Annotated in this window: 27 protein-coding genes and 1 pseudogene; 11 read left to right on the top strand and 17 right to left on the bottom strand. The window is 72.2% G+C overall.

Annotation, left to right across the window (positions count from 1 at the left end):
* Positions 1–42: 42 nt before the first annotated feature.
* Entirely contained in the window at positions 43–312 is a 270-nt protein-coding gene (locus ACXJKF_RS07430) for a DUF1905 domain-containing protein (RefSeq protein ID WP_456787097.1), read from the bottom strand.
* Positions 309–1,127 (bottom strand): alpha/beta fold hydrolase, encoded by an 819-nt coding sequence (locus ACXJKF_RS07435; RefSeq protein ID WP_456787098.1) that lies wholly within the window; start codon positions 1,125–1,127, stop codon positions 309–311. Before ACXJKF_RS07435 ends, ACXJKF_RS07430 begins: the two co-directional genes overlap by 4 nt.
* A 38-nt stretch (positions 1,128–1,165) precedes the next feature.
* Here ACXJKF_RS07435 and ACXJKF_RS07440 point away from each other — a divergent pair, with 38 nt between their 5' ends.
* Entirely contained in the window at positions 1,166–2,101 is a 936-nt protein-coding gene (locus tag ACXJKF_RS07440; protein WP_456787099.1) for a sigma-70 family RNA polymerase sigma factor, read from the top strand.
* 83 nt (positions 2,102–2,184) lie between these two features.
* Entirely contained in the window at positions 2,185–2,568 is a 384-nt protein-coding gene (locus tag ACXJKF_RS07445; protein WP_456787100.1) for a hypothetical protein, read from the top strand.
* Here ACXJKF_RS07445 and ACXJKF_RS07450 read toward each other — a convergent pair.
* From ACXJKF_RS07450 to ACXJKF_RS07465, 4 genes are all read right to left on the bottom strand, one after another.
* Positions 2,561–3,748 (bottom strand): low temperature requirement protein A, encoded by a 1,188-nt coding sequence (locus ACXJKF_RS07450; protein ID WP_456787101.1) that lies wholly within the window; start codon positions 3,746–3,748, stop codon positions 2,561–2,563. The genes ACXJKF_RS07445 and ACXJKF_RS07450 overlap by 8 nt on opposite strands.
* A gap of 71 nt (positions 3,749–3,819) precedes the next feature.
* On the bottom strand, positions 3,820–4,830 hold the full coding sequence (locus tag ACXJKF_RS07455) for a lytic polysaccharide monooxygenase (protein WP_456787102.1): 1,011 nt from the start codon (positions 4,828–4,830) through the stop codon (positions 3,820–3,822).
* A 137-nt stretch (positions 4,831–4,967) separates the two neighbouring features.
* Entirely contained in the window at positions 4,968–5,810 is an 843-nt protein-coding gene (locus ACXJKF_RS07460; RefSeq protein WP_456787103.1) for an alpha/beta fold hydrolase, read from the bottom strand.
* Complete coding sequence (locus tag ACXJKF_RS07465) at positions 5,807–6,283, bottom strand: MarR family winged helix-turn-helix transcriptional regulator (protein WP_456787104.1); 477 nt, start codon at positions 6,281–6,283, stop codon at positions 5,807–5,809. The genes ACXJKF_RS07460 and ACXJKF_RS07465 overlap by 4 nt, the downstream gene beginning before the upstream one ends.
* A gap of 78 nt (positions 6,284–6,361) precedes the next feature.
* Between ACXJKF_RS07465 and ACXJKF_RS07470 the strand changes: the two genes are divergently transcribed.
* Together ACXJKF_RS07470 and ACXJKF_RS07475 are read left to right on the top strand one after the other, a co-directional pair.
* Positions 6,362–7,513, top strand: coding sequence for an FAD-dependent oxidoreductase (locus ACXJKF_RS07470; protein ID WP_456787105.1), 1,152 nt, complete (start codon positions 6,362–6,364; stop codon positions 7,511–7,513).
* A 12-nt stretch (positions 7,514–7,525) separates the two neighbouring features.
* Positions 7,526–8,710 carry a winged helix DNA-binding domain-containing protein gene (locus tag ACXJKF_RS07475; RefSeq protein ID WP_456787106.1) on the top strand — a complete coding sequence of 395 codons (1,185 nt, stop codon included), beginning with the start codon at positions 7,526–7,528 and terminating at the stop codon, positions 8,708–8,710.
* On the opposite strand, the gene ACXJKF_RS07480 is transcribed toward ACXJKF_RS07475, so the two are convergent.
* Positions 8,679–9,395, bottom strand: coding sequence for an alpha/beta fold hydrolase (locus ACXJKF_RS07480; RefSeq protein WP_456787107.1), 717 nt, complete (start codon positions 9,393–9,395; stop codon positions 8,679–8,681). The genes ACXJKF_RS07475 and ACXJKF_RS07480 overlap by 32 nt on opposite strands.
* 176 nt (positions 9,396–9,571) lie before the next feature.
* Here ACXJKF_RS07480 and ACXJKF_RS07485 point away from each other — a divergent pair, with 176 nt between their 5' ends.
* Positions 9,572–10,528 (top strand): helix-turn-helix domain-containing protein, encoded by a 957-nt coding sequence (locus ACXJKF_RS07485; protein ID WP_456787108.1) that lies wholly within the window; start codon positions 9,572–9,574, stop codon positions 10,526–10,528.
* Between the two features lie 61 nt (positions 10,529–10,589).
* On the top strand, positions 10,590–11,702 hold the full coding sequence (locus ACXJKF_RS07490; protein WP_456787109.1) for an AI-2E family transporter: 1,113 nt from the start codon (positions 10,590–10,592) through the stop codon (positions 11,700–11,702).
* A gap of 69 nt (positions 11,703–11,771) precedes the next feature.
* Here the strand turns inward: ACXJKF_RS07490 and ACXJKF_RS07495 are convergent, their stop codons facing one another.
* Positions 11,772–12,752 (bottom strand): AraC family transcriptional regulator, encoded by a 981-nt coding sequence (locus tag ACXJKF_RS07495; protein WP_456787110.1) that lies wholly within the window; start codon positions 12,750–12,752, stop codon positions 11,772–11,774.
* A 92-nt stretch (positions 12,753–12,844) separates the two neighbouring features.
* Here ACXJKF_RS07495 and ACXJKF_RS07500 point away from each other — a divergent pair, with 92 nt between their 5' ends.
* Positions 12,845–13,630, top strand: coding sequence for an NAD(P)H-binding protein (locus ACXJKF_RS07500; protein WP_456787111.1), 786 nt, complete (start codon positions 12,845–12,847; stop codon positions 13,628–13,630).
* On the top strand, positions 13,623–14,027 hold the full coding sequence (locus tag ACXJKF_RS07505) for a DUF4345 domain-containing protein (protein ID WP_456787112.1): 405 nt from the start codon (positions 13,623–13,625) through the stop codon (positions 14,025–14,027). Before ACXJKF_RS07500 ends, ACXJKF_RS07505 begins: the two co-directional genes overlap by 8 nt.
* Before the next feature lie 3 nt (positions 14,028–14,030).
* Here ACXJKF_RS07505 and ACXJKF_RS07510 read toward each other — a convergent pair whose 3' ends face one another.
* The gene (locus ACXJKF_RS07510) at positions 14,031–14,666 is read right to left on the bottom strand and encodes a LysE family translocator (RefSeq protein WP_456787113.1); all 636 of its coding nucleotides are present in this window, start codon (positions 14,664–14,666) and stop codon (positions 14,031–14,033) included.
* Positions 14,667–14,791: 125 nt separating this feature from the next.
* The gene (locus ACXJKF_RS07515; RefSeq protein WP_456787114.1) at positions 14,792–15,583 is read right to left on the bottom strand and encodes a hypothetical protein; all 792 of its coding nucleotides are present in this window, start codon (positions 15,581–15,583) and stop codon (positions 14,792–14,794) included.
* 548 nt (positions 15,584–16,131) lie between these two features.
* On the opposite strand from ACXJKF_RS07515, the gene ACXJKF_RS07520 reads away from it, so the two are divergent.
* Positions 16,132–17,007 (top strand): tetratricopeptide repeat protein, encoded by an 876-nt coding sequence (locus ACXJKF_RS07520; protein WP_456787115.1) that lies wholly within the window; start codon positions 16,132–16,134, stop codon positions 17,005–17,007.
* Between the two features lie 317 nt (positions 17,008–17,324).
* Here the strand turns inward: ACXJKF_RS07520 and ACXJKF_RS07525 are convergent.
* The 5 genes and pseudogenes from ACXJKF_RS07525 to ACXJKF_RS07545 form a co-directional block, all read right to left on the bottom strand.
* Positions 17,325–18,251: pseudogene (locus ACXJKF_RS07525) on the bottom strand (IS5 family transposase).
* A 114-nt stretch (positions 18,252–18,365) separates the two neighbouring features.
* On the bottom strand, positions 18,366–19,550 hold the full coding sequence (locus ACXJKF_RS07530) for an MFS transporter (RefSeq protein WP_456787116.1): 1,185 nt from the start codon (positions 19,548–19,550) through the stop codon (positions 18,366–18,368).
* Positions 19,547–20,611, bottom strand: coding sequence for a GNAT family N-acetyltransferase (locus ACXJKF_RS07535; RefSeq protein ID WP_456787117.1), 1,065 nt, complete (start codon positions 20,609–20,611; stop codon positions 19,547–19,549). Before ACXJKF_RS07535 ends, ACXJKF_RS07530 begins: the two co-directional genes overlap by 4 nt.
* Positions 20,612–20,659: 48 nt before the next feature.
* Positions 20,660–21,115: an SRPBCC family protein gene (locus ACXJKF_RS07540; protein ID WP_456787118.1), complete on the bottom strand. Its 456-nt coding sequence runs from the start codon at positions 21,113–21,115 to the stop codon at positions 20,660–20,662.
* Positions 21,112–21,447, bottom strand: a complete 336-nt coding sequence (locus ACXJKF_RS07545) for an ArsR/SmtB family transcription factor (RefSeq protein ID WP_456787119.1) — start codon at positions 21,445–21,447, stop codon at positions 21,112–21,114. Before ACXJKF_RS07545 ends, ACXJKF_RS07540 begins: the two co-directional genes overlap by 4 nt.
* A 58-nt stretch (positions 21,448–21,505) precedes the next feature.
* Here ACXJKF_RS07545 and ACXJKF_RS07550 point away from each other — a divergent pair, with 58 nt between their 5' ends.
* Entirely contained in the window at positions 21,506–21,868 is a 363-nt protein-coding gene (locus ACXJKF_RS07550; RefSeq protein ID WP_456787120.1) for a hypothetical protein, read from the top strand.
* On the opposite strand, the gene ACXJKF_RS07555 is transcribed toward ACXJKF_RS07550, so the two are convergent.
* Both ACXJKF_RS07555 and ACXJKF_RS07560 read right to left on the bottom strand, forming a co-directional pair.
* Positions 21,858–22,358, bottom strand: a complete 501-nt coding sequence (locus ACXJKF_RS07555) for a GNAT family N-acetyltransferase (RefSeq protein ID WP_456787121.1) — start codon at positions 22,356–22,358, stop codon at positions 21,858–21,860. The two genes, ACXJKF_RS07550 and ACXJKF_RS07555, sit on opposite strands and share 11 nt — an antisense overlap.
* 97 nt (positions 22,359–22,455) lie before the next feature.
* The gene (locus ACXJKF_RS07560) at positions 22,456–22,998 is read right to left on the bottom strand and encodes an NUDIX hydrolase (protein ID WP_456787122.1); all 543 of its coding nucleotides are present in this window, start codon (positions 22,996–22,998) and stop codon (positions 22,456–22,458) included.
* 22 nt (positions 22,999–23,020) lie between these two features.
* Between ACXJKF_RS07560 and ACXJKF_RS07565 the strand changes: the two genes are divergently transcribed.
* The gene (locus tag ACXJKF_RS07565; RefSeq protein ID WP_456787123.1) at positions 23,021–23,545 is read left to right on the top strand and encodes a GNAT family N-acetyltransferase; all 525 of its coding nucleotides are present in this window, start codon (positions 23,021–23,023) and stop codon (positions 23,543–23,545) included.
* The last annotated feature ends 10 nt before the right edge of the window (positions 23,546–23,555 follow it).

A 23,555-nucleotide genomic window follows, 5' to 3' on the forward strand; every position in this document is an offset into this window, starting at 1 on the left:
AGAAGACTTCGTCCTACCCGGTAGGACGAAGTCTTCTGCCTGTCAGGTGAGGCGGTCCAGGAGGCGGACCTCGACCAGGTCGCCTGCCTCGCTCTTGCCGATCGTCGTGCACAGGGCCTTGCGCAGGGGCAGCCAGTGCGGGCCCGTGCCCGAGGGCATCAGGGTCGCGGCGAACTCGTGGCCGTCGAGCGTGCCGGTGACCTTGACCGCCTTGCGGGTGCCGAGCAGCTCCGCGGAGCCGTCCAGCTCCAGGTAGGTGGCGAAGGCCCCGTCCTTGCGGATGGGCGCGGTGAACGTGGCGTCGAGAGTCATGCGCCCAGGATCTCGCGGAGTCGCACCGCGAACGCGTCCGGCTGCTCGGCGAAGCCGATGTGGTCCCCCGGGAACAGGGTCGGCTCGATGCCCAGCAGGGCCGCGAGCGCGCGCGACGTTCGGTCGCACAGCTCGCCCGTGGACTCCTCGCCGATGCCGACGACGATCCTCGTCGGGGCGGCTGTCAGGGCCTCGACGTCGGGCCGGAACCGCACGGTGTGCCGGAGCATGTGCGCGAACTGGAAGTGCTCGTCGGCAGCGTCCTGGCCTTCGCGCGGTGAGCCGAAGTACATCTCGAACACCTCGTCGGGCATCTGCAGGTTGCCGATGTCCATGAACTGCCGCCACGCCGAGCGCGTGTCCCCGGTCAGGTAGGTGGCGATCATCCGCTCGGACTTCTCGTACAGGTCGGCGTGGTCGGGGAGGAGCTCGTCGAGGGGCGGCTCGTGCGGGATGGCGGTGTGCACGAGCTCCGGCGCGCTCTGGACGAGGGCCAGGACGGTGACGGCACCGCCCGACGAGCCGAGGACCGTCGCGGGCCCCGCGTCGACCTGGCGGAGGAGCGCGGCAAGGTCGGACGCACGCTCGACGGGGGTCGAGTCGCGGTCCGGGTGGTCGACGGGGCTGCGGTTGATGCCGCGGGGGTCGGTGGTCAGGACGGTGTGGTCGGTGGCGAGCAGGTCGGCCAGCGGGGCGAACGCCGTGGCGTCCATCGGGGCGCCGACGAGCGCGATCAGAGGGCCGGAGCCGCGCAGCTCGTAGTGGAGCCGAGCGCCGGGGACGTCGAGCGTGGTGGCGGTGGTGAAGGTGGTCATGCCGGTAAGACTTGCGCCGCGGGGCAGAATCATCGGTCATGACGGACCTGTCCGAGGTCGACGCCTTCACCGAGCAGCTGGCGCCCCTGCGCGGCGAGCTGCACGCGCACTGCTACCGGATGCTCGGCTCGGTGCACGACGCCGACGACGCCGTGCAGGATGCCCTGCTGCGGGCGTGGCGCGCGCTGGAGGACAGCGAGGTGTCCGCACTGCGTCCGTGGCTCTACCGCATCGCCACCAACTCCTGCCTCGACCTCATCGCCCGGCGCGGCCGGCGCGCGCTGCCCGTGGACCTCGGCCCGTCGAGCGAGCACGCCGTGGTCGGGGACGCGCCGCTGACCGAGGTCGCCTGGCTCAGCCCGTACCCCGACGCCCGCTACGAGCAGCGTGAGTCCGTCGAGCTCGCGTTCGTCGCCGCGCTGCAGCACCTGCCCGGCAACCAGCGGGCCGCCCTCCTGCTCTTCGAGGTGCTGGGCTTCTCGGCCGCCGAGATCGCCACCTGGATGGACACGACGACCGCGTCGGTGAACTCCGCGCTGCAGCGCGCACGGGCGACGGTCGCGTCGAAGGTGCCCGCGCGGGACACCCACCCGGTCGCGGACGCTCGCGTGCGTGAGGTCGTCGCCGGGTACGCGTCCGCCCTGGAGCGGGGCGACGTCGACCTGCTCCTCTCGCTGCTGACCGAGGACGTCACCTGGTCGATGCCGCCGCTGCCGCACTGGTACCGCGGCCGTGAGGCMGTCACCGAGTTCGCGACGACGGTCGCGTTCACCTGCGGCTCATGGCGGCACGTCCCCACGAGCGCGAACGGCCAGCCCGCGGTCGCGTCGTACCTGCGGGCGCCCGGCGACGACGTGCACCACGCCTGGTCGATCGACGTCCTGACGCTCCGCGGCGACCTGGTCACCGAGCTGACGGCCTTCATCGGCCTCGAGCACTTCGACGCGTTCGGCCTGCCGCCCACGCATCCCTGACCCGTCCGGGTGACCGTCGCCCCAGCGGCCGCGATCCAGTCCGTGCCCGCCGTACCGTCGGGCGCGACGGAAGGGGGGCCCTGGTGCTGATGGCCACGGCCGTGGTGCTGCTCGTCGGCGGGACCCTGCTCGGCGCGCGACTGCTGCGGTCGCGCGCCCAGGAGCCGGGTCTGCCGCCGAGGTCGCTCGTCGCGGAGCTGTCCTGGCTCCTGGTCCTGGTGCTCCCGTGGGGGCTGCTCCTCGGGGTCGGCGCGTTCGCGATCAGCCTCGACTGCCACGAGGGCCTCGCCTACGCCGACCTCGCCCCGGGCGTCACCGGCGACGCGTACTGCGACGGGGTCCTCCAGGAACGCTTCCCGGGGACCCTGATCGCCGTCTCGGTGCTGGTCGCGAGCGTCGCGCTCGTCTGGACGGTGACCGTGCTCCTGCTCCGCGCGGCCGAACGGCGCCGGGAGACGGTCAGCTGATGTCAGGGCGCCGGCGTCCGTCGGCCGGCTTCTCCAGGACGAGCCACACCACGACGGCGACGAGGAGCCACACCAGGAGCCCGACGTGCAGGTCGGGCCAGACGAACAGCAGGGCGACCGGCACCAGGACGCTCGGCACCCCACGGCCCAGGACCCACCGGCGCCCCTTGCCCACCAGCAGCGCGGTCACCACGCCGAGCGCGCAGTAGGCGGCCACCGCCCCGCACAGCAGCGCCCGGTACTCCAGCGGCAGGTGTTCGTGCGTGTGCTCGACGGCCACGCCGAGCGCCGCGGCGAGGGCGGCCAGTGCGCCGGTGAGCAGGGCGTGCAGGACCATGACGATCCGCGGTGCGACCACGTGCGGCCGCAGCTGGGGGATGCCTGCCGTCCCGTGCAGCAGACCCGCGGCCCACACGGACGCCAGCAGGGCGAAGGCGCCGAGAGCGACCACCACGGTGGCCCGGTCCCACTCGGCGGAGTCGGCGGCGGCGTCGATGACCTGGATGAGCCCCTCGCCGAGCACGATGATGACGAAGAGGCCGAGCCGCTCCCAGAGGTGCTCCTCCTCGGTGTGCTTCCCCTCGATGCTCAGGAGCCCGGCCGCCGGTCCGCCGCGGCGGCGCGAGGTCTTCACGCGCTCGAGCCGCTCCTCGGCCTCCTGCAGGGCGCGCTCGCCGGACGTCAGGAGCAGCACCGCCAGGTCGATGACGATCCCGACGCCCCACAGCCAGTACCGCTGCGGCGCGTCGACCCAGAGCGAGATCAGCCAGGGAAGCGCCCCGAGCCCGTACTGCGCGAGCGGCCAGTCGAGCAGGACCCTGCCCCGCTGGACGACCGCCCCCGCGTACCAGCGCAGGGCGACGTACGCGACGACGAACGCGGCGGCGCGCGAGCCGTGGATGCCCGGCACGGACGCGGCCATCACCGCGAGGCCGAGCATCGCGGTGATCAGCACATGGGTCTTGGCGTCGTCGCCCGCGATGTTCCCGTAGACCGCGAACCCGGCCCACGAGATCCAGAACGCCAGGTAGAGGACGGCGTAGAGGCCGAGCGTCGTCGGCTCGGTGTCCTCGTGCAGCAGGTGCGCCAGCTGGCCGATGCCGGCGACGACCACCAGGTCGAAGAACAGCTCCTTCCAGGTGGCGTGCCGCTCGACGGTCGTGACGGGCTCTGCTGCCATGCCACTCATGATGACGCCCGCCCGCCCCCGACGGACGGGGACGGGCGGGCGTCAGGTCGAGCTGTGCGGTGCTAGCCGCAGACTGCGGTCAGGCCGCTGCCGGTCCCGTTGGCGATGAAGCCGGCGGTCGCCGTGCCACCCGCCGGGACGGAGCCGTTCCACGCGGCACTCGTGATGGTGTTCGTGCCGGAGAGGGTGCCGTTCCACGCCTGGGTCAGCGTGGCGCCGGAGACCGTGGCACKCCAGCTGCTCAGTGCGGTCGAGCCGGCCTTCACCGTGACCTCACCGACGAACGAGCCGTTCCAGCTGTTCACCACCTTGACCGTCGCCGTGCACGCACCGGTGCCACCGGTGGGCGTCGGGGTCGGCGTCGGCGTGGAGGTCACCGTCGGCGTCGGGGTGGGGGTGGGAGTGGTGTTGCCGCCACCGATGTTGATGTCGCTGCACAGGTAGTACGGCTGGTCGAGGTGGCTGGCCTGCCAGATGGTGAACAGGACCGCGCGGCCGCTGCGGCCGGACAGGTTCAGGTCCGTCTGGTACAGCCCGGTGGTGCCGTAGCGACCGGTCTCCTTGACCAGGTCCAGGTCGTCCCAGCCGAGCGCCTCGGTGGTCGGGTCGAAGCCGGCCTTCGAGACGTAGATGCGCAGGTAGTCGGCGCCGTGCTTGGCGCTGTCAGTGAGGGTGAGGGTGAACGACGTGGGCACGCCCTTGGCCACCCAGGGCCCGACGGCGTCGAGGGCGTTGTAGCGCGGCGCCTGGGTGCGGCCACCGGAGCAGAGCTGCCCGTTCGGGATGACGGCCTGGTGGTTGCCGCCGACGTTCTCGCGGTAGAGCCCGTTCCAGTTCCACATGGCGTTCGGGTCGGCCTGCCAGGCCTGCCAGCACATGGGGTCCTTCTGCTCCATGGTGGGGTCGAGGTGGTTGCTGCCCCACCGCTCCCAACAGCCGTAGTTGCGTGTCGGAGGGTCGGTGACCGAACCGTGGGCGGACGCGGGTTGTGAGGTGACGACGGCGGCCACCAGCGCCATGGCCACGGCGAGGAGCGCGGTGACCAGAGTGCGAGGTCGTGCTCGGACGGACATGGGGTATCCCCTTCGCGAAGATGTCGACATTGACCCCCCGGGAGCGCCCACCGTCAGGAACCGCTTCCCTGACGGGAGACGGGGGCGTCCGTCCACCTTCACGACGAGTCCGCGCGGTGACCAGGCACCGAAGCGATTCACCCGTGCGGGGCACCGACTTTCGAGAGCAACCAGTCGAGGGCGTCGGTCGCGGCGCTGAGCACCGAGACGTGGCCGTCGCCGGGGCGAAGCCACAGCTCGGCCGACGGGATGCGGTCGGCCAGCCACCGCGCGTGGCTGCTGGGCACCACCCGGTCGGCCTCGCCGTGCAGCAGGAGCACCGGTGCGGCGATCGTGGCCGGGTCGAACCCCCAGGGTGCGACGTAGGCGAGGTCGTCGTCGACCATCCCGCCGATGCCGCCCTCCAGCGCCTCGCCGGCGATCCGCCCGAGCCAGCCCCAGTCACCCTCGAGCGCCGCGTGGTCCGTCGGCGTGAACATCTCCGGGTCGTACTCGCTGGCGGTCAGCACCCGTTCGAGCGCCGCGCGGCCCTCGACGGCGGCGCGCAGCTCGGCGGTGCCGGCCGGGTTGATGCCTGCGAACCAGTCGAGGCCGTCGGCGGGGTACGGCGCGAGACCCGACCCGCTCACGGCGGCGACGACCCGGTCCCCGAGCAGTGCCGCGCAGGCAAGGGCGTGCGGCCCGCCGCCGGAGTGCCCGAGGACCGCGAACCGGTCGAGGCCGAGGGCGTCGGCGATCGTCTCGACGTCACCCGCGGCGGACGCGATGTCGCGGCCCGGGTGCGGCGTCGAGCCGCCGTAGCCGGGGCGGTCGTAGGACACCCACCGGATCCCGCGTGCTGCGCTCGCGGGCAGCAGCGGCTCCGGCGGCGTACCCACGTTCGGGGTGCCGTGGTGCCACACGACGGTGAGGACGGGGTCGTCGACGGGGACGTCGTAGGCGCGCAGCGTCCGGCCGTCGGGCGCCCTGACCTCGATCATCGGCTCTCCTTGAGCAGGTCGATCTCCTCGCGGTTGATCTGGCTCGCCTGCGTGAAGAGCTCGTTCGCCAGGTCGATCTGCTCGTCGGTGAGGGTGTCCAGGTAGGCGGCCCAGCGCGCGCCGACGCGGCCGTAGATCGGGCCGACCTGCTGCAGGACCTTGTCGACGTCGGCGGTCACGATGACGCGCCGCCGGTCGGTCTGGTCGCGCTGGCGGCTGACGTAGCCGGCCTTCTCCAGCCGGTCGATCACCGCGGTGATGGCGCCGCCGGCACTCAGGCCGGTGCGTTCGGCCAGCTCACCGGGGGTGGCCGGCCCCTGGCTCATCAGCAGGCTGACCGCCTGCAGGTCCGTGCTGTTGAGTCCGCCCGTGCGTGCGACCGCGTCCTGGAACAGCACGGCGTTCGCCATGAAGTCGCGCATGACGTCGGCCATGCGCGCGATGGACTGCTCGCGCGTTGACAGGGATCCCATCGGCGGCCTACTCTCTCGAAATACGAGAGACTCTGAAAACGAGAGTCTCGCACTTCTACGGTATCAAAGGGGGGCGTCATGCCCAGAGCACTCGTCATCGGCGGCGGGGTCGCCGGTCCGGCCGTCGCGCAGCTCCTCGCACGGGACGGCTGGGACACCCACGTCTACGAGGCGCACCACGAGCCCGACCCGTACGCGGGCCTGTTCCTCAACGTCGCGACGAACGGCCTCGCCGTCCTGGACACGCTCGGGCTGCGCGACCGGCTGCTCACCGACGGCCACCGGGCCGGGCGGATGGTCATGTGGAGCCGGACCGGCAAGGAGCTCGGCACGGTGCCCAACGGTCCGGCGCGCGAGCCCGAGCGCGGCAGCGTCATCGTGCGGCGCAGCTGGCTGCACCAGGTGCTGCGCGACGGGTCCCAGGCGGCAGGCGTCCCGACCACCTACGGCGCGCGGCTGGTCTCCATCGACCAGGATGCCGACGGCGTGCGCGCCAYGTTCGCGGACGGGACCGTCGCGGAGGGTGACCTGCTCGTCGGCGCCGACGGCATCGGCTCCCCGACGCGCCGCTACATCGACCCGAACGCCCCCGAGCCCGTGTACAGCGGGCTGGTCGGGCTCGGCGGGTTCGCGCGGGTGCCCGGTCTGGAGCCGACGCCCGAGACGCAGCACTTCGTCTTCGGCGCCCGCTCGTTCTTCGGCTACCTCGTGCGGGCCGACGGGACCACCTACTGGTTCGCCAACGTCACGGCGCCCGACCGGGACGCCGTGGTCACGCTCGACGACCTGCGCGCGCTGCACGCCGACGACCCCTACCCGGTCCCGCTGATCCTCGCGGCGACCTCCGACGAGCTCCGCCCGTACCCGATCGACGACCTCGTCGGGGTGCCGCGCTGGAGCCGCGGGCGCGTCGTCGCGGTGGGGGACGCCGTGCACGCCACCAGCCCGAGCGCCGGACAGGGGGCGTCGCTTGCGCTGGAGGATGCGGCGGTCCTGGCCGGGTCTTTGCGTCGCGAGCGCGATCTCACGACCGCGTTCGCCACCTACCAGTCCGCGCGTCAGCCGCGCACGGATGCGGTCGTGAAGTACGCCCGGGCCATCAACGCGCAGAAGCGCGTCACCACGAGCCGCCTCGGCGTGGCGATCCGGGACGCGATGATGCCGATGTTCCTGCGGAGGGCAGCGAACGACACCCGCAACGACTGGCTCTACAACCACACGGTCGGCTGAGACGATCGCCCGGTGACCCACCTCGACGACGACGAGCGTCGCGCGCGCCTCGCTCGCCGGCACGCGGTGGCCCCGCCGTTCCGCGTCACCGGGGTCGAGGCCGCCGCCGACGCGATGGTCTGCCTGCACGCCACCGACCCGGCCGGGCTGTACCTGTCGGCCTGGGCGCGCGTCGACGGGTTCACGGTGCCGGACCTGGACCGCGCGTTCTACGACGACCGCACCCTGGTCAAGCACCTGGCCATGCGCCGGACGCTGTTCGCGGTCGGCCGGGACCTGCTGCCGATCGTGCAGGCCGCGTCGAGCGACAAGGTCGCGGGGGTCGAACGGCGTCGGCTGGAGAAGGAGGTCCGGGAGGCGGGCCTCGTCGAGGACGCGTCACGGTGGTTCGACGAGGTGACGGCGGCCGCCGTGGCAGGCCTGGCCGACGGGCCGCTCACCGCCGCGCAGCTCCGGGAGCGCGAGCCGGTGCTGGAGGGGTCGATCGCGTACGGCCACGGGAAGTCCTGGGCGGGGTCGTTCCCCGTGGTGTCGCGTGTGATGACGTGCCTGCAGGCGGCCGGGACGATCGTGCGCGCCGGGAACCTCGGCTCGTGGACGTCGTCGCGGCCCACCTGGGCGCTCGCGGCCGACTGGCTGGGGGAGCCGATCCCGGCGGTCCCCGAGGACGTCGCCCGCGCGCAGCTGGTCGAGCGGTGGCTGCGCCGGTTCGGCCCCGGGACCACCCTCGACCTGAAGTGGTGGCTCGGCTCGACGCTCACCGCGGTGCGGCAGGCGCTGCGGGACGTCGGCGCGGTCGAGGTGTCGCTGGACGGCGGCGGCTCGGGCTGGGTGCTGCCCGACGACACCGAGCCCGTCGGACCCGTGGAGCCCTGGGTCGCGCTGCTGCCCGCCCTCGACCCGACCACGATGGGCTGGTCCGAGCGCGACTGGTACCTCGGCCCGCACCGCCCTCAGGTGTTCGACACCGCCGGCAACGGGGGCGCGACGATCTGGGTCGACGGGCGGATCGTCGGCGGCTGGTCGACGAAGGACGGCGCCGTCGACCTGGTCCTGCTCGAGGACGTCGGCGCCGACGCGCGCGGAGCGCTGGACACCGAGGCCGACCGGCTCACCGCGTGGCTGCACGGCACTTCGGTCATGCCCCGGTTCCCCGCGCCGCTGGTCAGCTCACCGCGTCGATCGCCTGCTGGATGAGGTCCGCGACCTCGTCGGGGTGGCTGATCATCGCGACGTGCGAGCTGTCGATCTCGACCGTCGTCGAGCCCGCCCGCTCGGCCATCGCGCGCTCGGCCGCCGGCGGGATCACCCGGTCCTGCGACGCGACCAGGTACCAGGACGGCAGCGTCCGCCAGGCGGGCGGACCGGACGGCTCCCCGAGGGTGGCCAGCGCGGCGGGCCGCTGCGACACCGCCATGATCGCTGCCTCCTCCGGCGGCAGGTCCTGGCAGAACGCCTGCGGGAACACCGCCGGGTTGAGGTAGGCGTCGCCGTTGCCCTCTCCCGCGTCGGGGAACGGTCGCAGGACGATGATCTGGGTGAGGTCGGGCGGCGGCCCGTCGCTGCCCAGGGCCGTGGCCGCGCCGACCGCCTCCCCCTCCTCCAGCGCGAACGCCGCGATGTAGACGAGCGCGGTGACGTTGTCCGCGCCGACGGCCGCGTTGGTGATGACCGCGCCGCCGTACGAGTGCCCGACCAGGATCACCGGACCCTCGATCGTCGACACGAAGGACCGGATGTACGCCGCGTCGAAGGACACGCTGCGCAGCGGGTTGGCGGGGGCGTAGACGGCGTGACCTGCGGCGGTCAGCCGGGTGATCACCCCGCCCCAGCCGGACGCGTCGGCAAAGGCTCCGTGGATCAGGACGACGGTAGGGCTCATGGTCGGTTCCCTTCGGGCGGTGACGGACATCGACAGTTTCCGCCCGCGCGGACGACCGGCGGATGGCCGTGCCGCGCACGGTTCTGGTCCGTCCGTGCACGATCCGGTCTGTCGGACCCAGGGCATCGGCGCCTACGGTGGGGACGTTCGCCGTGTCCGACATGTGAGGTTTATCCATGAGCCTTGTCCTGCGCTCGGACGACCTGCCGCCCGACGACCGCATCGAGATCATCCGCGACGCCATCTGGGCGGGAGTGCTCCYCGTCGAGATCGACTACGACYGGCCCGCCGCGCAGATCGAGGTGCTGTGCCGCGTCGCCGAGGCGGGTCCCGTCAACTTCTCGTCGGCACGGTCGACGCCGTCGATGCTGCGCCGCACCCCGGGCCTGGCCCGGCAGGACCACGAGCCGACGGTCTTCCTCGCCGTCCAGGTCTCGGGCACCACGATGGTCGCGCAGGGCGACAACCAGGCGGTGCTGCGCGCGGGCGACATGGCGGTCTACGACAGCACCCGCCCGTACACCGTGCTCAACACGGACCGCACGGAGCTGCACTACTTCCAGGTGCCCCGCGGCGCGCTCGCCCTGTCGGACGGGAGGATCGACGCCGTCGCCGGGCTGCGCATCGGCACGGACAACAACGCGCTCGCGGCCGTCGTCGCGCCCTACTTCGACAGGCTCGGCAGCACCGACGTCCTCGACCACCCGACCGCCGCCGCACTCGTCGCCGGCCCGAGCATCGACCTGCTCCGCGCGCTGATCACCACGCACGTCGCCGACGAGCCCCGCGCCGTCGCACCCCTGCAGGGCTCGCTCGTGCTCCGCGTCCAGGAGTACGTGCGCACCCACCTCGCGGACCGGGACCTGTCGGCGACGACCATCGCCGCGGCGCACCACGTGTCCGTGCGGCACCTGTACGCGGCGCTCGAGCGCGACGGTGTCGGGCTCCAGGACACGATCCGCTCCCTGCGGTTGCAGGAGTGCCGTCGGGCGCTGCGCGACCCCGCGTCCGCGCACCTGACCGTGTCCGGCGTCGGCGCGCGCTGGGGGTTCGTCGACGCGTCCCACTTCGGCCGGGTGTTCCGTCGCGAGTACGGCATGACTCCGCGCGAGTGGCGCGCCACCTCGGCCTGAGCCTGCGCGCTATCTTGCGAGCACCCGCTCGTGGACAACGTCGAAGGAGCACGTCCGCCCGATGGCACCGCCCCAGGGCCTCGCGCCCTCCACCCGGACGCTCCTGTTCCTCTCCGCCGCGGTCATCGTCCTCGCGGGCGTGCACGCCACGCGGGAGGTGCTCGCCCCGCTGTTCCTCGCCGCGGTGCTCGTCATCATCGTGCACCCCATCCGGCACCCCCTGGAGCACCGCGGCTGGCACCGCGCCGCCGCGACGACCGTGGTCATCGTCGTCGTCTACCTGATCCTGCTCGTCCTCATCGCCATGCTCGTGTTCGCCGGCATCCAGTTCGCCGGGCTGGTGCAGGAGTACCTGCAGGACCTGCAGGACGCCGTCGGCGGCGCCACCCAGTGGCTCGCATCGCTCGGGCTCGACCAGGAGGCCGTGAGCTCCGCGACGGACGCGCTCCAGCCGTCGCAGCTCCTCGGGGTCGCTACGAGCATCAGCGGGGCCGTCGTCGGCGTCGCGAGCACGCTGTTCGTCGTCGTCACCTACGTCATCTTCATGTCGGTGGACGCCGCCCGGTACGACGGGGCGCACGTGCAGTTCGGCGCGACGCAGGGCGGGGTCCTGCGCCGGGCCACCACGTTCAACATCGGCGTCCGGCGGTACTTCGTGGTCAGCGCGTCGTTCGGGGCGGTCGTCGCCGTGATCGACGGGCTCGCGCTCTGGGCGCTCGGCGTCCCCGCCCCCGCGGTCTGGGCGATCCTCGCGTTCGTCACCAACTTCATCCCGAACATCGGGTTCGTCATCGGGGTCATCCCGCCCACGATCATGGCGCTCGTCGTCGGCGGCTGGCCGCTGGCGCTCGCCGTGGTCGCCGTCTACAGCGCCGTCAACGTCGTGCTGCAGGTGCTGGTACAGCCGAAGTTCGTCGCCGACGCCGTGAACATCACGCTCACCCTCAGCTTCGTGTCCGTCATCTTCTGGACCTTCGTCATCGGACCGCTCGGGGCGATCCTCGCCGTGCCGCTGACCCTGCTGATGCGGGCTCTGCTGCTGCAGGGCGGGCCGGAGACCGCCTGGTACTCGTGGCTGTCGGGGGAGGACCTGCCGGCACCCGAGCGGGCGGCGGTGCAGCCGCCCGAGCCCGAGCCGTCGTCGGCACAGTCGGTCGACGAGCCGCAGGCCTGAGCCGCGTCCGACGACAACCAGAAGACGTCGTCCCGTCAGGCAGGACGACGTCGTGGGGAGGGTGCGTGCTCACGCCTCGGGGCCGCGGACGGTCCGCCAGTCCACCTCGGGCGGCTGTCGGGCCGAGCCGGGCGGGACGCCGAACGTCCGCTTGTACGCGCGGGAGAACGCCGCCTCCGACTGGTACCCGTACCGGTGCGCCACGGCCGACAACGGCTCGGTGCTGCGGCCCAGGTGCGTGCGAGCCAGCTGGAGCCGCCAGTCGGTGACGTACCGCATGACGGACTCGCCGACCAGGTCCGTGAACCGCGCCGAGAACGCCGAGCGGGACAGCCCGACCTCACGCGCGAGCGAGTCGACGCCCCAGTCCTTCTCCGGCGCGCGGTGGATCGCGATGAGCGCCCGCCCGACGTGCTCGTCGCGCAGCGCGGCCAGCCAGCCCTGCCGGGCCTCGGGTGCCGAGTCGAGCCACGCGCGGACGGTCTGCACGACCAGGACGTCCGCCAGCCGGGTCAGCACCATCTCGCCGCCGGGCTTCTTCGCGGCGGCCTCCCGCGCGACCAGGCGCAGGGTGCTGTGCAGCCAGCTGGCGTCGCCGTCGTCCCACGTGTCCACGTGCAGGACGTCGGGCAGCTGCGCGACGAGCCGCCGGGCGCTCTCGTGGTCGGGCTCCACCACCCCGCACGTCACCTGCGCGAACTCGCCGCCGCCACCGAACCGCATGATCTCGTAGCGGTCGCTCACCAGCTCCACAGGGATGTCGAACAGCGGCGAGCTCGGGGCGTCCAGGGCGCTGCGCAGCCGGTGCGGGGTGCTGTGCGGGACGAGCGTGAGGCTGCCCGGTTGCAGCAGGAGCGGCTCGTGGCCGTCGAGCTCCAGCCAGCAGCGGCCCGCGGTCACCACGTGGAACATCATCAGGCCGTCGAGCGCGGGCACGTCGATGCCCCACGGCGCCGTGAGCTCCGCCTGGCAGTAGAGGGTGCCGGTGATCTGGAGCAGGTGCAGGGCCTCACCGAGCTGGTCGTCCAGAGCGGGGAAGGTGCGAGCCATTGCCCCATCATCCACGTTCACAGGACGAATGATCATGTGCTGCGGACTTCTGATCGTTGTCCGTCCGTCGCCACCCGGTCAGGGTGGATCCCATGCACACACCGACCTATCTCGTCATCGGCGCCACCGGCAAGACCGGGCGCCGCGTCACCGACCGGCTCGTCGCGGGAGGCCACACCGTCCGGGCCGTCTCCCGGACCTCGACCCCACCCTTCGACTGGGAGCAGCCCAGCACGTGGGCCCCGGCCCTGGCCGGCATCGACCGCGCCTACGTCACGTTCGTCCCGGACCTCGCCGCGCCCGGCGCCGTCGACACGATCGCGGCCTTCACCCAGGCCGCGACCGCCGCCGGCGTGCAGCGGATCGTGCTGCTCTCCGGTCGGGGCGAGGACGGTGCTCTCGCCAGCGAGCAGGTCGTCGTGCGCTCCGCGCTCGAGCACACGATCGTGCGCGCAAGCTGGTTCACGCAGAACTTCACCGAGGGCCACCTGGTCGACGGCGTCCAGGCCGGGGTCATCGCCCTGCCCGCCGGCGACGTCCGCGAGCCCTTCATCGACGTGGAGGACATCGCCGACGTCGTCGTCGCCGCGCTCACCGAGGACCGGCACGTCGGACGCCTCTACGAGGTCACCGGACCCCGTCTCCTCTCCTTCGCCGAGGCGGCCGACGTCCTCGGGGTGACCTACGTGCCCGTGACGTCCGACGAGTTCCGCGCCGCCCTGACGGAGATCGCCGGGCCCGAGTACGCCGCGATGCTGACGGACCTGTGCGACGAGGTGCTCGACGGGCGCAACGAGTCGGTCGCGCACGGCGTCCAGGAGGCGCTCGGGCGTGCTCCGCGGGAGTTCGCCGACGTGATCGGGGGATCCCGTGGTTAAGGCGCTGCTGATCGTTGCCGGTGCCGTCGCCGTCGTCATCGGCGCCGCCGTGCTCCTCACGCCCGTCGCGTTCTCCGAGTCCTACGGGATCGTCCTCGGCGCCGACCCCGACGCCCTCAGCGAGCGGCGGGCACCCGGCGCCGGACTCCTCGTCATCGGGGCTCTGCTCGTGGCCGGCGCGTTCGTCGCGCGGCTGCGGTTCACCGCGCTGCTCGTCGGTGCGCTGGTGTACCTCGCGTACGGGCTCGCGCGGGTGCTGAGCCTCGTGGCCGACGGGCGGCCCTCCGACGGCCTGCTCGTGGCCGGTGTCGTCGAGCTCGCCCTCGGGGCGGCGTGCCTCGTGGCTCTGGCCAGGTCGGTGCGAGTCGACGTGCGCGAGGTCGAGTACACCGCGTGACAACTAGCGGCTGTCGAGGGCCAGCTTGGCGCCGAAGGCGACCAGGACGGTGCCCGTGATGCGGTCGGTGACCTTCGCGACCGCGTCGCGGGCGAGCCAGCGGGCCGCGAAGCCGGTGGCCAGGATGATCACCGTGAACCAGGCCATGCCCAGGACGTTGTGGACGGCCGCGAGGAGGACGCCCATGAGCAGCGGCGAGACGTCGGCGGGGACGAACTGGGGGATCGTCGCCAGGTAGAAGACGCCGATCTTCGGGTTCAGCAGGTTGGTCCACAGGCCCGTGGCGAACCCGTGCCAGGCGGACGCGCGGGGCGGGTCGACGGACTCGGCCGGCGCAGCCTCGCGCGGCCGCAGGCTCGCGCGGAGCAGGTGGATGCCGAGCCACACCATGTAGGCGGCGCCCGCCAGCGTGAGGATCCGGTACCCCAGCTCGGACGCGGCGAGCAGGGCGGAGGCGCCGACGGCGGCGGCGATGCCCCAGACGAAGCAGCCGGCGTTGATGCCGGCCGCTGCGGCGAAGGCGTACCCGCGGCCGCGGCTGATCGCCGACCGCAGCACGAGTGCGGTGTCGATGCCCGGGATGATCGTCAGCAGCCCGGCGACGACGGCGAACCCGAGCACGGCTTGGGAGACGGTCACGCGCGGCTCCAGGTCGTGAGATGGCGGATGGAGTCGGAAGACTCGCGCCGATCATGCACGGTTCGCGCCCGTCGCGACGCGAGAAAGCCCGCCCCGGAACGCAGGGCGGGCGTCGTCGCGATTGGTCAGCCGACCTTCTGGATGTCCTTGACGCCCGAGAAGGAGACGACGGAACCGGGGACGTCCTTGACGGTGAACACGACGTTGCCGGTGTCGCCGGAGGTGATGTCGAGGATCTCGGTGCCGTTCGTCTGGGAGATCATCGCCAGCACGATCGCCGCGTCGGTGTCGACGGTCGCGGAGTACTGGCCAGCGGTCAGCTCCGTGCCGACGAGCCAGTCGCCGTTGCCCAGCTGGGCCGGCGCGGTCCCGGGGGCCTCGACGGTCGAGACGATGGCGGTGCAGCCGTCGAACGAGGCGACGGAGCCCGGGATGTCCTGGACCGTGAAGATGACGGACCCCTCGGTMCCTGTGCGGATGTCGAGGATGTCGTCGGCGTTCTTCTGGCTGACCGTGCACAGGTCGAAGAACGAGGCCTCGACGCTCGCGCGGTACTGACCGGCGGCGATGTCGGTGCCGACGATGTAGTCGCCGCCCGTGAGGCCGGCCGGGGCCTCCTCGACGGGAGCCTCCTCGACGGTGGCCTCCGGGGCGTCCTCGACGGCCACGGCGGCCGGAGGGGCGTTCGTGGCACTCGCGGTCTCGTCGTTGGACCCACCGGCATTCGCGACGTTCACGACGATGACGACCGCCGCGACCGCGCCGATCCCGGTCAGGATCTTGTGGCGGCTGAACCAGTTGCGGTTCGCCTTCGCGACGGCCTTCGCCTCACGGGCGAGGCGCTTGGCGTCGGCCTTGGTGACGGGGGCCGCGTCCGCGACGGGCTGTGTGGTGACGGGGCTCTCGGGCGTGGTCATTTCGTGCTCCTCGACAGTGCAGAGCGCGGCGGTGCGCGCACGACGGCTCAACCCCGGACAGGGCTGAGGACGGGAAGGTGCAGCGCGTCGTTGCTCGTTCAGGGGAGCCGTGTGCGCCGGGGAGGGCCACCGGATGGTGGGCCGCTGTGGTTATGACAATGACTCTATCGGCGGCCGACGCGGTCGATCCCGGACCTAGGTCCTAGGGCGAGTTGATCAAGGTTTCGGTCGGCGGTGACGGAACCGATTGCTCCCGGAGCGGGGTGCGAGCAGCCGACGGTCGATGGATCGGGACAGGAGCCATGACCTGAGAGACTCGCCGAGCAGACAGCAGCCAGACGATCAAGGTAGAGCTTCATCAGGACCCACGACCATCCGGGGTCGTCCGGAACACTGCTGGCAGCTGGCGAACGCAGATTCTGGCGATCCTCGTGGTCCTTGGGATCTGGGGGTCACCGGCAATTGGTCTACTGGCTAGGACGTCGTGGCGAGCGCGTTGGCCAATCGACACGGTTCGAATCGGCACGTGATGAGAGGCGCAGGGCGACGTGGGTAAGTACCTCAGGGTCCTTGAAGTTACCGGGCCGACGAGTGGCGCGTTTGATCCTGCGGTGTGGAGCGTCGTCGGTCAGTTGGAGCGCCTCCTGGTCGCGCGTCGTCCCCAGTTCGAGCCGGTTGCAAAGATCACGGTGAACGTCGTCGACATCGACGCCGGGCGCCTGCACCGGATTGACCCTGACGGTGCGATTTGGACTGTCCTGGTGCCGACTTCGGTACTGGCCGATGCGTCGCCATCCGTCGACGCTCCCCTGCGTGAACGCCGTCGGGCCCTCGTGCGGCTGGTCGGCGGCGTGCTCCGTGAGCTGCTCTTGGCGGAGCTGCCCGCGGCTCTTGGCCGGTCCGATCCCATGGATGTCGAGCCTCTGGATGACGTGCTCCGTGTGATGGAGCAGGAGGACTACCGGGTCGAGGGCTTTGCACGACCGGTTGGCCGCGGCGCACGCCGCGCACGAACGCACTGGCGCATCGAGGACCGCGCTCGAATCTTCATCGAGGTCCTTGATCGCGGCGGCGCCGTGATCAAGGAGCGGCTCGTGTCAGATCTGCCACCGTCGGTGCGCGCGGTCGAGGGCGTACTCGGTCGCATCTCGCTCACCGGCCGGGTCGTGCAACTGCATCACGAGAATGCGCGTGACTACTGGAGCTACGACATCGACGCCGACGAACTCGACTTCCATTTCATTCGGGCCGAGGCAGGTCAGCCGCACGGCCAGTACGACCTCGCCATGATGTACCTCGAGGGAAGACCCGTGCTGCGCGATCCCGAGGCGGCCCGACAGTGGCTGCAACTCGCTGCCGAAGGCGGCCACGCGCCAGCCGCGCGGACACTCGCCCGACTCGACGACGCCCTCAACAGCCACTGAGTCACGGACCACGAGAGAGCTCGCTCAGTGCCATCCGCGACGTAGTCGGGCGTCAGCGCGAGCTCGCCGTCAGCACCAATGCAGGCGAGGCGCCAATTGGTTCGGCGCCGTCGCCGCAACCGCACGAGCGCGCTCTTGCGGACGACGTGGGCGAAGTCGTGATCGTTCAGGGGCGCGGTTGCGGCGACGACTTCTGCCAGAGCTTCGACACGGCCCCGCCACCAGAGGGGCCCGTGGGGACCCACGCACCGGAACGTCTCCCTGACCCCACCGTGGCCAGGGATGCTGATTCTCGACGTGGTGGGCGACTCGATCACCTACGTCGAGGTCTTGGACCGCCCGCGATCACGCGACTGAGGCGCTTGATCGACGGACCGCAGCCAGATGAGGACGGCGGCGAGGGTGATCGCGGCGTGGTGGTTACGGGCGAGCTTGTCGGTGCGCATCGCGAGTCCGCGCCACGCCTTGAGCTTGTTGAAGCAGCGCTCGACGACGTTGCGGCCGCGGTAGCGGACCCTCTGCACCTCGCCGAAGTCGATCGGGCGCCCGGGTCTACGCAGCCGGTGCGCAATCTGGTCGTCGCGTTCGGGAATCGTCGCCGCGATGCCCTGCGCACGCAGCCAGGCGCGGTTCGCCTTGGACGGGTAGCCCTTGTCCGCGAGCACCCGCTCAGGCCTGGTTCGGGGTCGGCCTTTGCCCAGCCGTGGCACCCGGACGCCGTCCAGGACGGTGGCCAACATCGTCGTGTCGTTCACGTTCCCAGCGGTCGCCACCCACGACAGCGGGCGGCCCTAGCCGTCCGCGACCAGATGGACCTTGCAGGTCAGGCCCTCGCGAGAGCGTCCGATCGCATGATCGGGCGGTTCACCGCGCGGGTTCTTGTCATTCGATCGAGCCCCCTGTGGCCCGCGGCAGGGTCGCGCCGTGCTGATGCACGCGCGCGATCGTCGAGTCGATCGAGACGACCCAGTCGACGTCACCGGCCGCGTCGGCGCGCTGGTGCACCACGGCGAGCAGCTTGTCCCACGTGCCGTCAGCGGCCCACCGGTTGAACCGCTTGTCGATGGAGTTCCACTTCCGAGCCGCTCAGGCACGTCACGCCAAGGCGCCCCGGTGCGGTACTTCCAGACCATCCCCTCGACCGCGCCACGGTGATCCGTCCACGACCGCCCGGCTGTGCGAACCGCCGGCAGCAAGGGCTCCAGCACCACCCACACGTCATCACTGATCTCCTGGCGCGTCACCGGCCAAGCCTCGCCGAGAGCAGCCACGAACCCTTGATCAACACGACCTAGTCGTCTCGACCCGGATCCCCGCTCATCGGACCGCCGGAGTGGCGACGAACCCGGCGGGCTGAGTCACTCCGCGAGCGGCGGGAACGAGCGGCGTGCGACGAGGATGACCACGAGGCTGATCACCAGGAGCCCGGCGCCGACGTAGGGCAGCGCACCGAGCCCCGGGCCGACCAGAACGAGCGCGCCGAGCGCGGCGCCGCCGCCGATCCCGATGTTCGCGGTGGAGTTGACCAGGGCGCCGATGATGTCGGGGGAGCCGCCGCGGGTGCGGATGGCGGCTGCCTGGAACACGGACGCCATCGCGCCGAACGCCCCGGACCAGACGGCGGCGGCGACCAGGACGCCGGCCTGCGCGGGGAAGACGAGCCCCAGGGCCAGCAGACCGAGGGCCATGACGGCGTGCACGACGAGGGTGCCGCGGCGCGGGTTCCGGTCGAGCGAGACGGCGGCGTACGCGGTGCCGAGGAGGCCGACGGCGCCGAGCCCGAGGAGCACGGGACTGACGGCCGTCTCGGTGAGGCCGGTCGCGAGCAGGAGCACGGACACGTACGTGTAGACGGTGTACTGCGCGAGGTAGGTGAGCGTGTTGGTGGCGGACACGATGCCGAGCCGTCGGCGGCGGTCGGTGCGGGTGTGGTCGGCGTGGGGTGCGTCGTCGCCGGACACGGGCGGGAGCAGCGCGGCGACGAGGACCGTGGCCAGCGCGCACCCGGCGGCGAGGACCAGAAACCCGTTGCGCCAGCCGACGGCGATGCCCAGGGCGGTGGACAGCGGCACGCCGAGCACGAGCCCGGCGGACGCCCCGGCGGTGACCAGGGCGAGCGCGCGGCCGGTGACCTGCGGGAGCACGAGCCGGGAGGCGTAGCCGATGCTCAATGAGAAGAACAGCGCGTGCGCGATGCCGCCGACCGCGCGCCCTGCGGCGACGAGACCGAACGACGGCGCGATGCCGACGAGCGCGTTGCTGACGGTGTAGGCGCCGAGGGTCACCAGGAGGAGTCCCTTGCGGGGCAGTCGGCGGGTGCCCAGGGTCAGCGGGATCGCGAGGACCGCCACCATGAACGCGTACACGGTGACCAGGAGCCCGGCGACGGACTCGGTGACCTCCAGGTCGGTGCTGATCTGCGGCAGCAGCCCGACGGGGACCAGCTCGGTGGTGATCGCGACGAAGGTGGCGAGGGTGAGCGCGACCAGCCCACCTGCGGCGTCGCGGACGGAGCCCGGACGGTAGGAGACGTCAGCGGTCACAGGGGCCGCTGCCACTCGGCGTCGACGCTGGTCTGCCGGAAGCCGAGCGCGACGTTGATGGCGAGCATGTGGGCGTTCTCCTGCGCGTTCCAGGTGTGGATGCGCTCGGCGTGCGGGCGGACCGTGGCCAGCTCGTCGAGGACCGCGATCTTGGCGAGCATCCCGAGGCCGTGCCCGCGGTGCTCGCGCAGGACCAGGGTGTCGCCCTGGAACACGACGGCCGGCTTGTCCAGCGGGTACCGGACCTCCGAGAAGCCTGCCAGCGTCCCGGTGGGCACGTGCTCGACGACGGCCACCACGAAGCCGTGCCCGCGGCGGCGGATGTCGGCGCCGTCGGCGAGGACGCGCTCGGCGTCCCACGGGTCCTCGGTGAGCTCGAGCCCGGCGGAGGGGGCGTCGGTGCTCATCCGCGTCCGCAGGACGGCCAGGCCGTCGAGCCACGGCGCGGCGAACTCGTCCTGCATGAGGTGGACGCGGTAGTCGCTCCCGGGGTCGGACCGGAGGTGGTCCGTGCGGGCGGGCAGGTCCAGCACCGAGTGCCGGACCACCTGCTCGAGCGTGAAACCGCGTGAGAGCGCGAACCGGGTGGCGTCGTCGTGCGCGGGGATCCGGCCGCTGCCGGTGGGGGACTCGAGGGCGTCCGGCCCGGGGGGCGGTTCGGTCCGGTAGGACGAGTCGGAGATGACGACGCGACGCCCGGCCGCCCGCGCGAGGTCGAGGCCGGCGTCCCAGAGCACCGACCCGATGCCGCGGCGTCGCCAGTCGGGGTGCACGCCGACGTAGACCACGGCCAGGTGCGAGTTGCCCACCAGCGGCAGGCCGATCATGGCCCGGCCGACGACCGACTCGGGCGTCCGCGGCGCTCCGTCGGGGACGGCGACGATCCGGTGCACCGTGCGGTGCGGTTCGGTGAGCGTCGCGCGCGTGGTGGGGACGTCGAGCGAGAAGTCGGTCGATCCGTGGATCGCGACGTCGACGGCGTCGCCGACCTGGACCGTCCCCTCGACCGTCCAGGCGTCGGGGTGGTCCGGGTCCGCGGGGACGTGCACGAGGTCGACCATCAGGTCAGCCTCGCGCCCGTCCCCGCGGCGGGCAACGTCAATGCCCCGTCACGCCCTGACCAGGTACGCCTCGATGCGGTCGAACGCCCCGACCCACGCGTGCTCGGCGAAGAAGTCGCGCACCTCGACCGCCGGGAAGCCGGTCTGCACGACGGACATGAGCGTGCCGCCGTCGACGGGCTCGAAGGTGACCTCGATGTGCGTGGTCATGGTCATGCCGTCGGGGCTGCTGCCGGACGACTCGGTGACCAGCCGGTGCGGGCGGTCGATGACGAGGAACGTCTGGGTCTCCCGGAAGAGGTTCTCCCGGTCGGGCCCCCACACGGCGGTCTGCTGGCCGCCGACGCGCAGGTCGACCTCGATCTCGACGACGCCGGGCTCCTGGTCGAGGATGGAGAACCAGATCTTCTGCTTCTCGGCGTCGGTGTAGGCGTCGAACACCTGCTCCGGGGTGGCGGGCAGGACGCGCGTGGCGCGCAGCTCGAGGGTGGTGTCGGTGGTCATTCTTCCGTTCCTCTCTGCAGGGTGAAGTAGGCCTCGAGACCGTCGAGCCGACGCTCCCAGAGCCGCTGGTAGAAGGAGATCCAGGCCATGGCGTCGTCCAGTCGCTCGTCGCCGAGGCGGCACTGCCGGGACCGTCCGACCTTCTCGGTGCGGACGAGGCCGGCGTCCTCCAGGACCCGTACGTGCTTGGTCATGCCGGTGAGGGTCATGCCGTGCGGCTCGGCGAGCTCCCCGATGCTGGCGGGGCCCTCCCCGAGCCGGGTGAGGATGTCGCGCCGGGTCGAGTCGGCCAGGGCCGAGTAGATCCGGTCGAGGGTGTCATGCTGAACCATGTGGTTCACCATACGACACTGAACCGATTGGTGCAATGACCCGACGTAGGATCGTCAGGTGCGAGCGATCAGAGGAAAGGTCGGCGTCGTCGCGGCCCTCGTGCTCGCGGTGGCGCTGGCGCTGTCGGCGCTCGCCGGGCTGGGGACGCGGCCGCGGGGGATTCCCGACGAGGGCCCGTGGGCGATCGCGCTGACCTCCCCCGAGGGCGACTGGGCCACCTGCCTCGACGACCCCGCGATGGATCAGGCGCTGATGTCGTCGGACGTCCCGGTGTCCCGGGTCGTGGCGCCGTCGGCCCCGGGGGCGACGGAGGCGGACGTGCGCCGCGTCGTCGACTGCCTGTCGGGCGCGATGACGGCCGGCACGATCGAGGTGGGGCAGACCGGCGGGGTCGTCGACGACGGCCCGGTCAGCGGGTAGCGACCAGCCAGACGATCTCGCCAGCGTCGTCGACGGTCACGTGGTCCCGGCGGAACCCGAGCTTGTCGAGCACCCGCAACGACGCGGCGTTCCACGACCGCACGGTCGACCAGATGCGGGTCCGGCCGGTGGTGAAGGCGGCGTCGAGCACGGCCCGGGCCGCCTCCGTCGCGTAGCCGTGACCGTGCGCGGACGGCAGCAGCTCGTAGGCGATCTCGGGCTCGTCGAGCGAGCCTCGGCCGACGATGATCGCGCAGTACCCGAGCGGCTCGTCGTCCTCGCGCCGCCGCAGCGCCAGTGCGCCGATCCCGATCGTCCGCACGAGGAGGTCCATCGCCGCGATCCGCTCCCGCGCGTCGTCGACCGTGAACGTGCCCGTCCCGCGCGAGGTCAGCAGCTCCGCGAACCACGGGGCGTCGGACTCCACCTCCGGCGTGAGGACCAGCCGCTCGGTCTCCAGCCGGAGCGGCATCGGCGCGTAGCCGGTCACCGGTCGGTCAGGGCCGGCTCACCGGTCTCGTCGGCGCGCACGAGCTGCGGCAGGAGCGGGAAGGCCACGGACATGCCGAGCAGTCTGCCCCCCGGGCTTACCGGGTGGCCAGGACCTCGTCGAGCACGGTCCGCAGCCGCACGGCGAAGTCGTCGGGCGTCCCGGCGGGCAGGTCGTCGACGTCGAACCAGGCCACCTGCTCGCTCTCGTCGCTGACGACGGGCACCGCGTCGGCGGGCGCATACGCGACGAACCCGACGTCCCAGTGCGTCCGGCAGCGACCGAACGCCGACGACAGCTCGTGGCGGTGCACGTCGACCGGGAGCCGTCCCCCGGAGGTCAGCGCGGCGATCCCGCCCTCCTCGCGCGCCTCGCGGGACGCGGCGTCGGCGAGCGAGACGTCGCCCGGCTCCAGGTGCCCGCCCAGCTGCACCCAGAACTGCCCCTTGCGGTGGAAGCAGAGCAGCACCCGCGACAGGTCGGGCGTGAGGACGAAGCAGCTGGCCGTCAGGTGCTCGGGGGCGAGCGAGCGGTCGACCGCGGCGGCCCCGGAGGCGACGACGAACGCCCGGTACTCCGCCAGCAGCGCGGCCTGGGCAGGGTCGTGCGGCGTCCACTCGTCGAGCACGTCAGCAATCACCGCGGCAGCGTACGGTGCCGTGGTGACGCTCGAACGCCGGACCGCCCGCCTGCTCATGCGCGCGTGGAGGGAGTCGGACCTCGAGCCGTTCGCGGAGCTGAACGCCGACCCCGAGGTGATGGAGTACTTCCCGTCCACCCTGACGCGGCAGGACAGCGACGCGCTCGCCGCCCGGGCGCAGGAACGGCTGCAGGAGAACGGCTGGGGTCTGTGGGCGCTCGAGGTGGACGGCCGCTTCGCCGGGTTCACCGGCCTGGCACGGCCGTCGTGGGACGCGTCGATGGTCGAGGTCGGCTGGCGACTGCCGCGCTGGGCGTGGGGGCACGGCTACGCGACGGAGGCGGCGCGCGAGGCCCTGGCCGTCGGATTCGACGAGGTGGGCCTGGCGGAGATCGTCTCCTTCACCGCGGTGCCCAACGAACGGTCGCAGGCGGTGATGCGTCGGCTGGGCATGACCCGGGACCCCGCCGACGACTTCGACAACCCGAACCGCGTCGAGGGGCACCCGCTGCGGCGCTCGGTGCTGTACAGGATCACACGGCCCTGAGTGGCCGGTC

This window comes from Cellulomonas sp. P5_C5, assembly GCF_054049655.1.

Excerpts from the sequence above, each read along its gene's own strand:
- ACXJKF_RS07430 (WP_456787097.1), bottom strand. The coding sequence starts at position 312 with ATGACTCTCGACGCCACGTTCACCGCGCCCATCCGCAAGGACGGGGCC.
- ACXJKF_RS07435 (WP_456787098.1), bottom strand. The coding sequence starts at position 1,127 with ATGACCACCTTCACCACCGCCACCACGCTCGACGTCCCCGGCGCTCGG.
- ACXJKF_RS07450 (WP_456787101.1), bottom strand. The coding sequence starts at position 3,748 with ATGGCAGCAGAGCCCGTCACGACCGTCGAGCGGCACGCCACCTGGAAG.
- ACXJKF_RS07460 (WP_456787103.1), bottom strand. The coding sequence starts at position 5,810 with ATGATCGAGGTCAGGGCGCCCGACGGCCGGACGCTGCGCGCCTACGAC.
- ACXJKF_RS07465 (WP_456787104.1), bottom strand. The coding sequence starts at position 6,283 with ATGGGATCCCTGTCAACGCGCGAGCAGTCCATCGCGCGCATGGCCGAC.
- ACXJKF_RS07480 (WP_456787107.1), bottom strand. The coding sequence starts at position 9,395 with ATGAGCCCTACCGTCGTCCTGATCCACGGAGCCTTTGCCGACGCGTCC.
- ACXJKF_RS07490 (WP_456787109.1), top strand. The coding sequence starts at position 10,590 with ATGGCACCGCCCCAGGGCCTCGCGCCCTCCACCCGGACGCTCCTGTTC.
- ACXJKF_RS07495 (WP_456787110.1), bottom strand. The coding sequence starts at position 12,752 with ATGGCTCGCACCTTCCCCGCTCTGGACGACCAGCTCGGTGAGGCCCTG.
- ACXJKF_RS07500 (WP_456787111.1), top strand. The coding sequence starts at position 12,845 with ATGCACACACCGACCTATCTCGTCATCGGCGCCACCGGCAAGACCGGG.
- ACXJKF_RS07535 (WP_456787117.1), bottom strand. The coding sequence starts at position 20,611 with ATGGTCGACCTCGTGCACGTCCCCGCGGACCCGGACCACCCCGACGCC.
- ACXJKF_RS07540 (WP_456787118.1), bottom strand. The coding sequence starts at position 21,115 with ATGACCACCGACACCACCCTCGAGCTGCGCGCCACGCGCGTCCTGCCC.
- ACXJKF_RS07545 (WP_456787119.1), bottom strand. The coding sequence starts at position 21,447 with ATGGTTCAGCATGACACCCTCGACCGGATCTACTCGGCCCTGGCCGAC.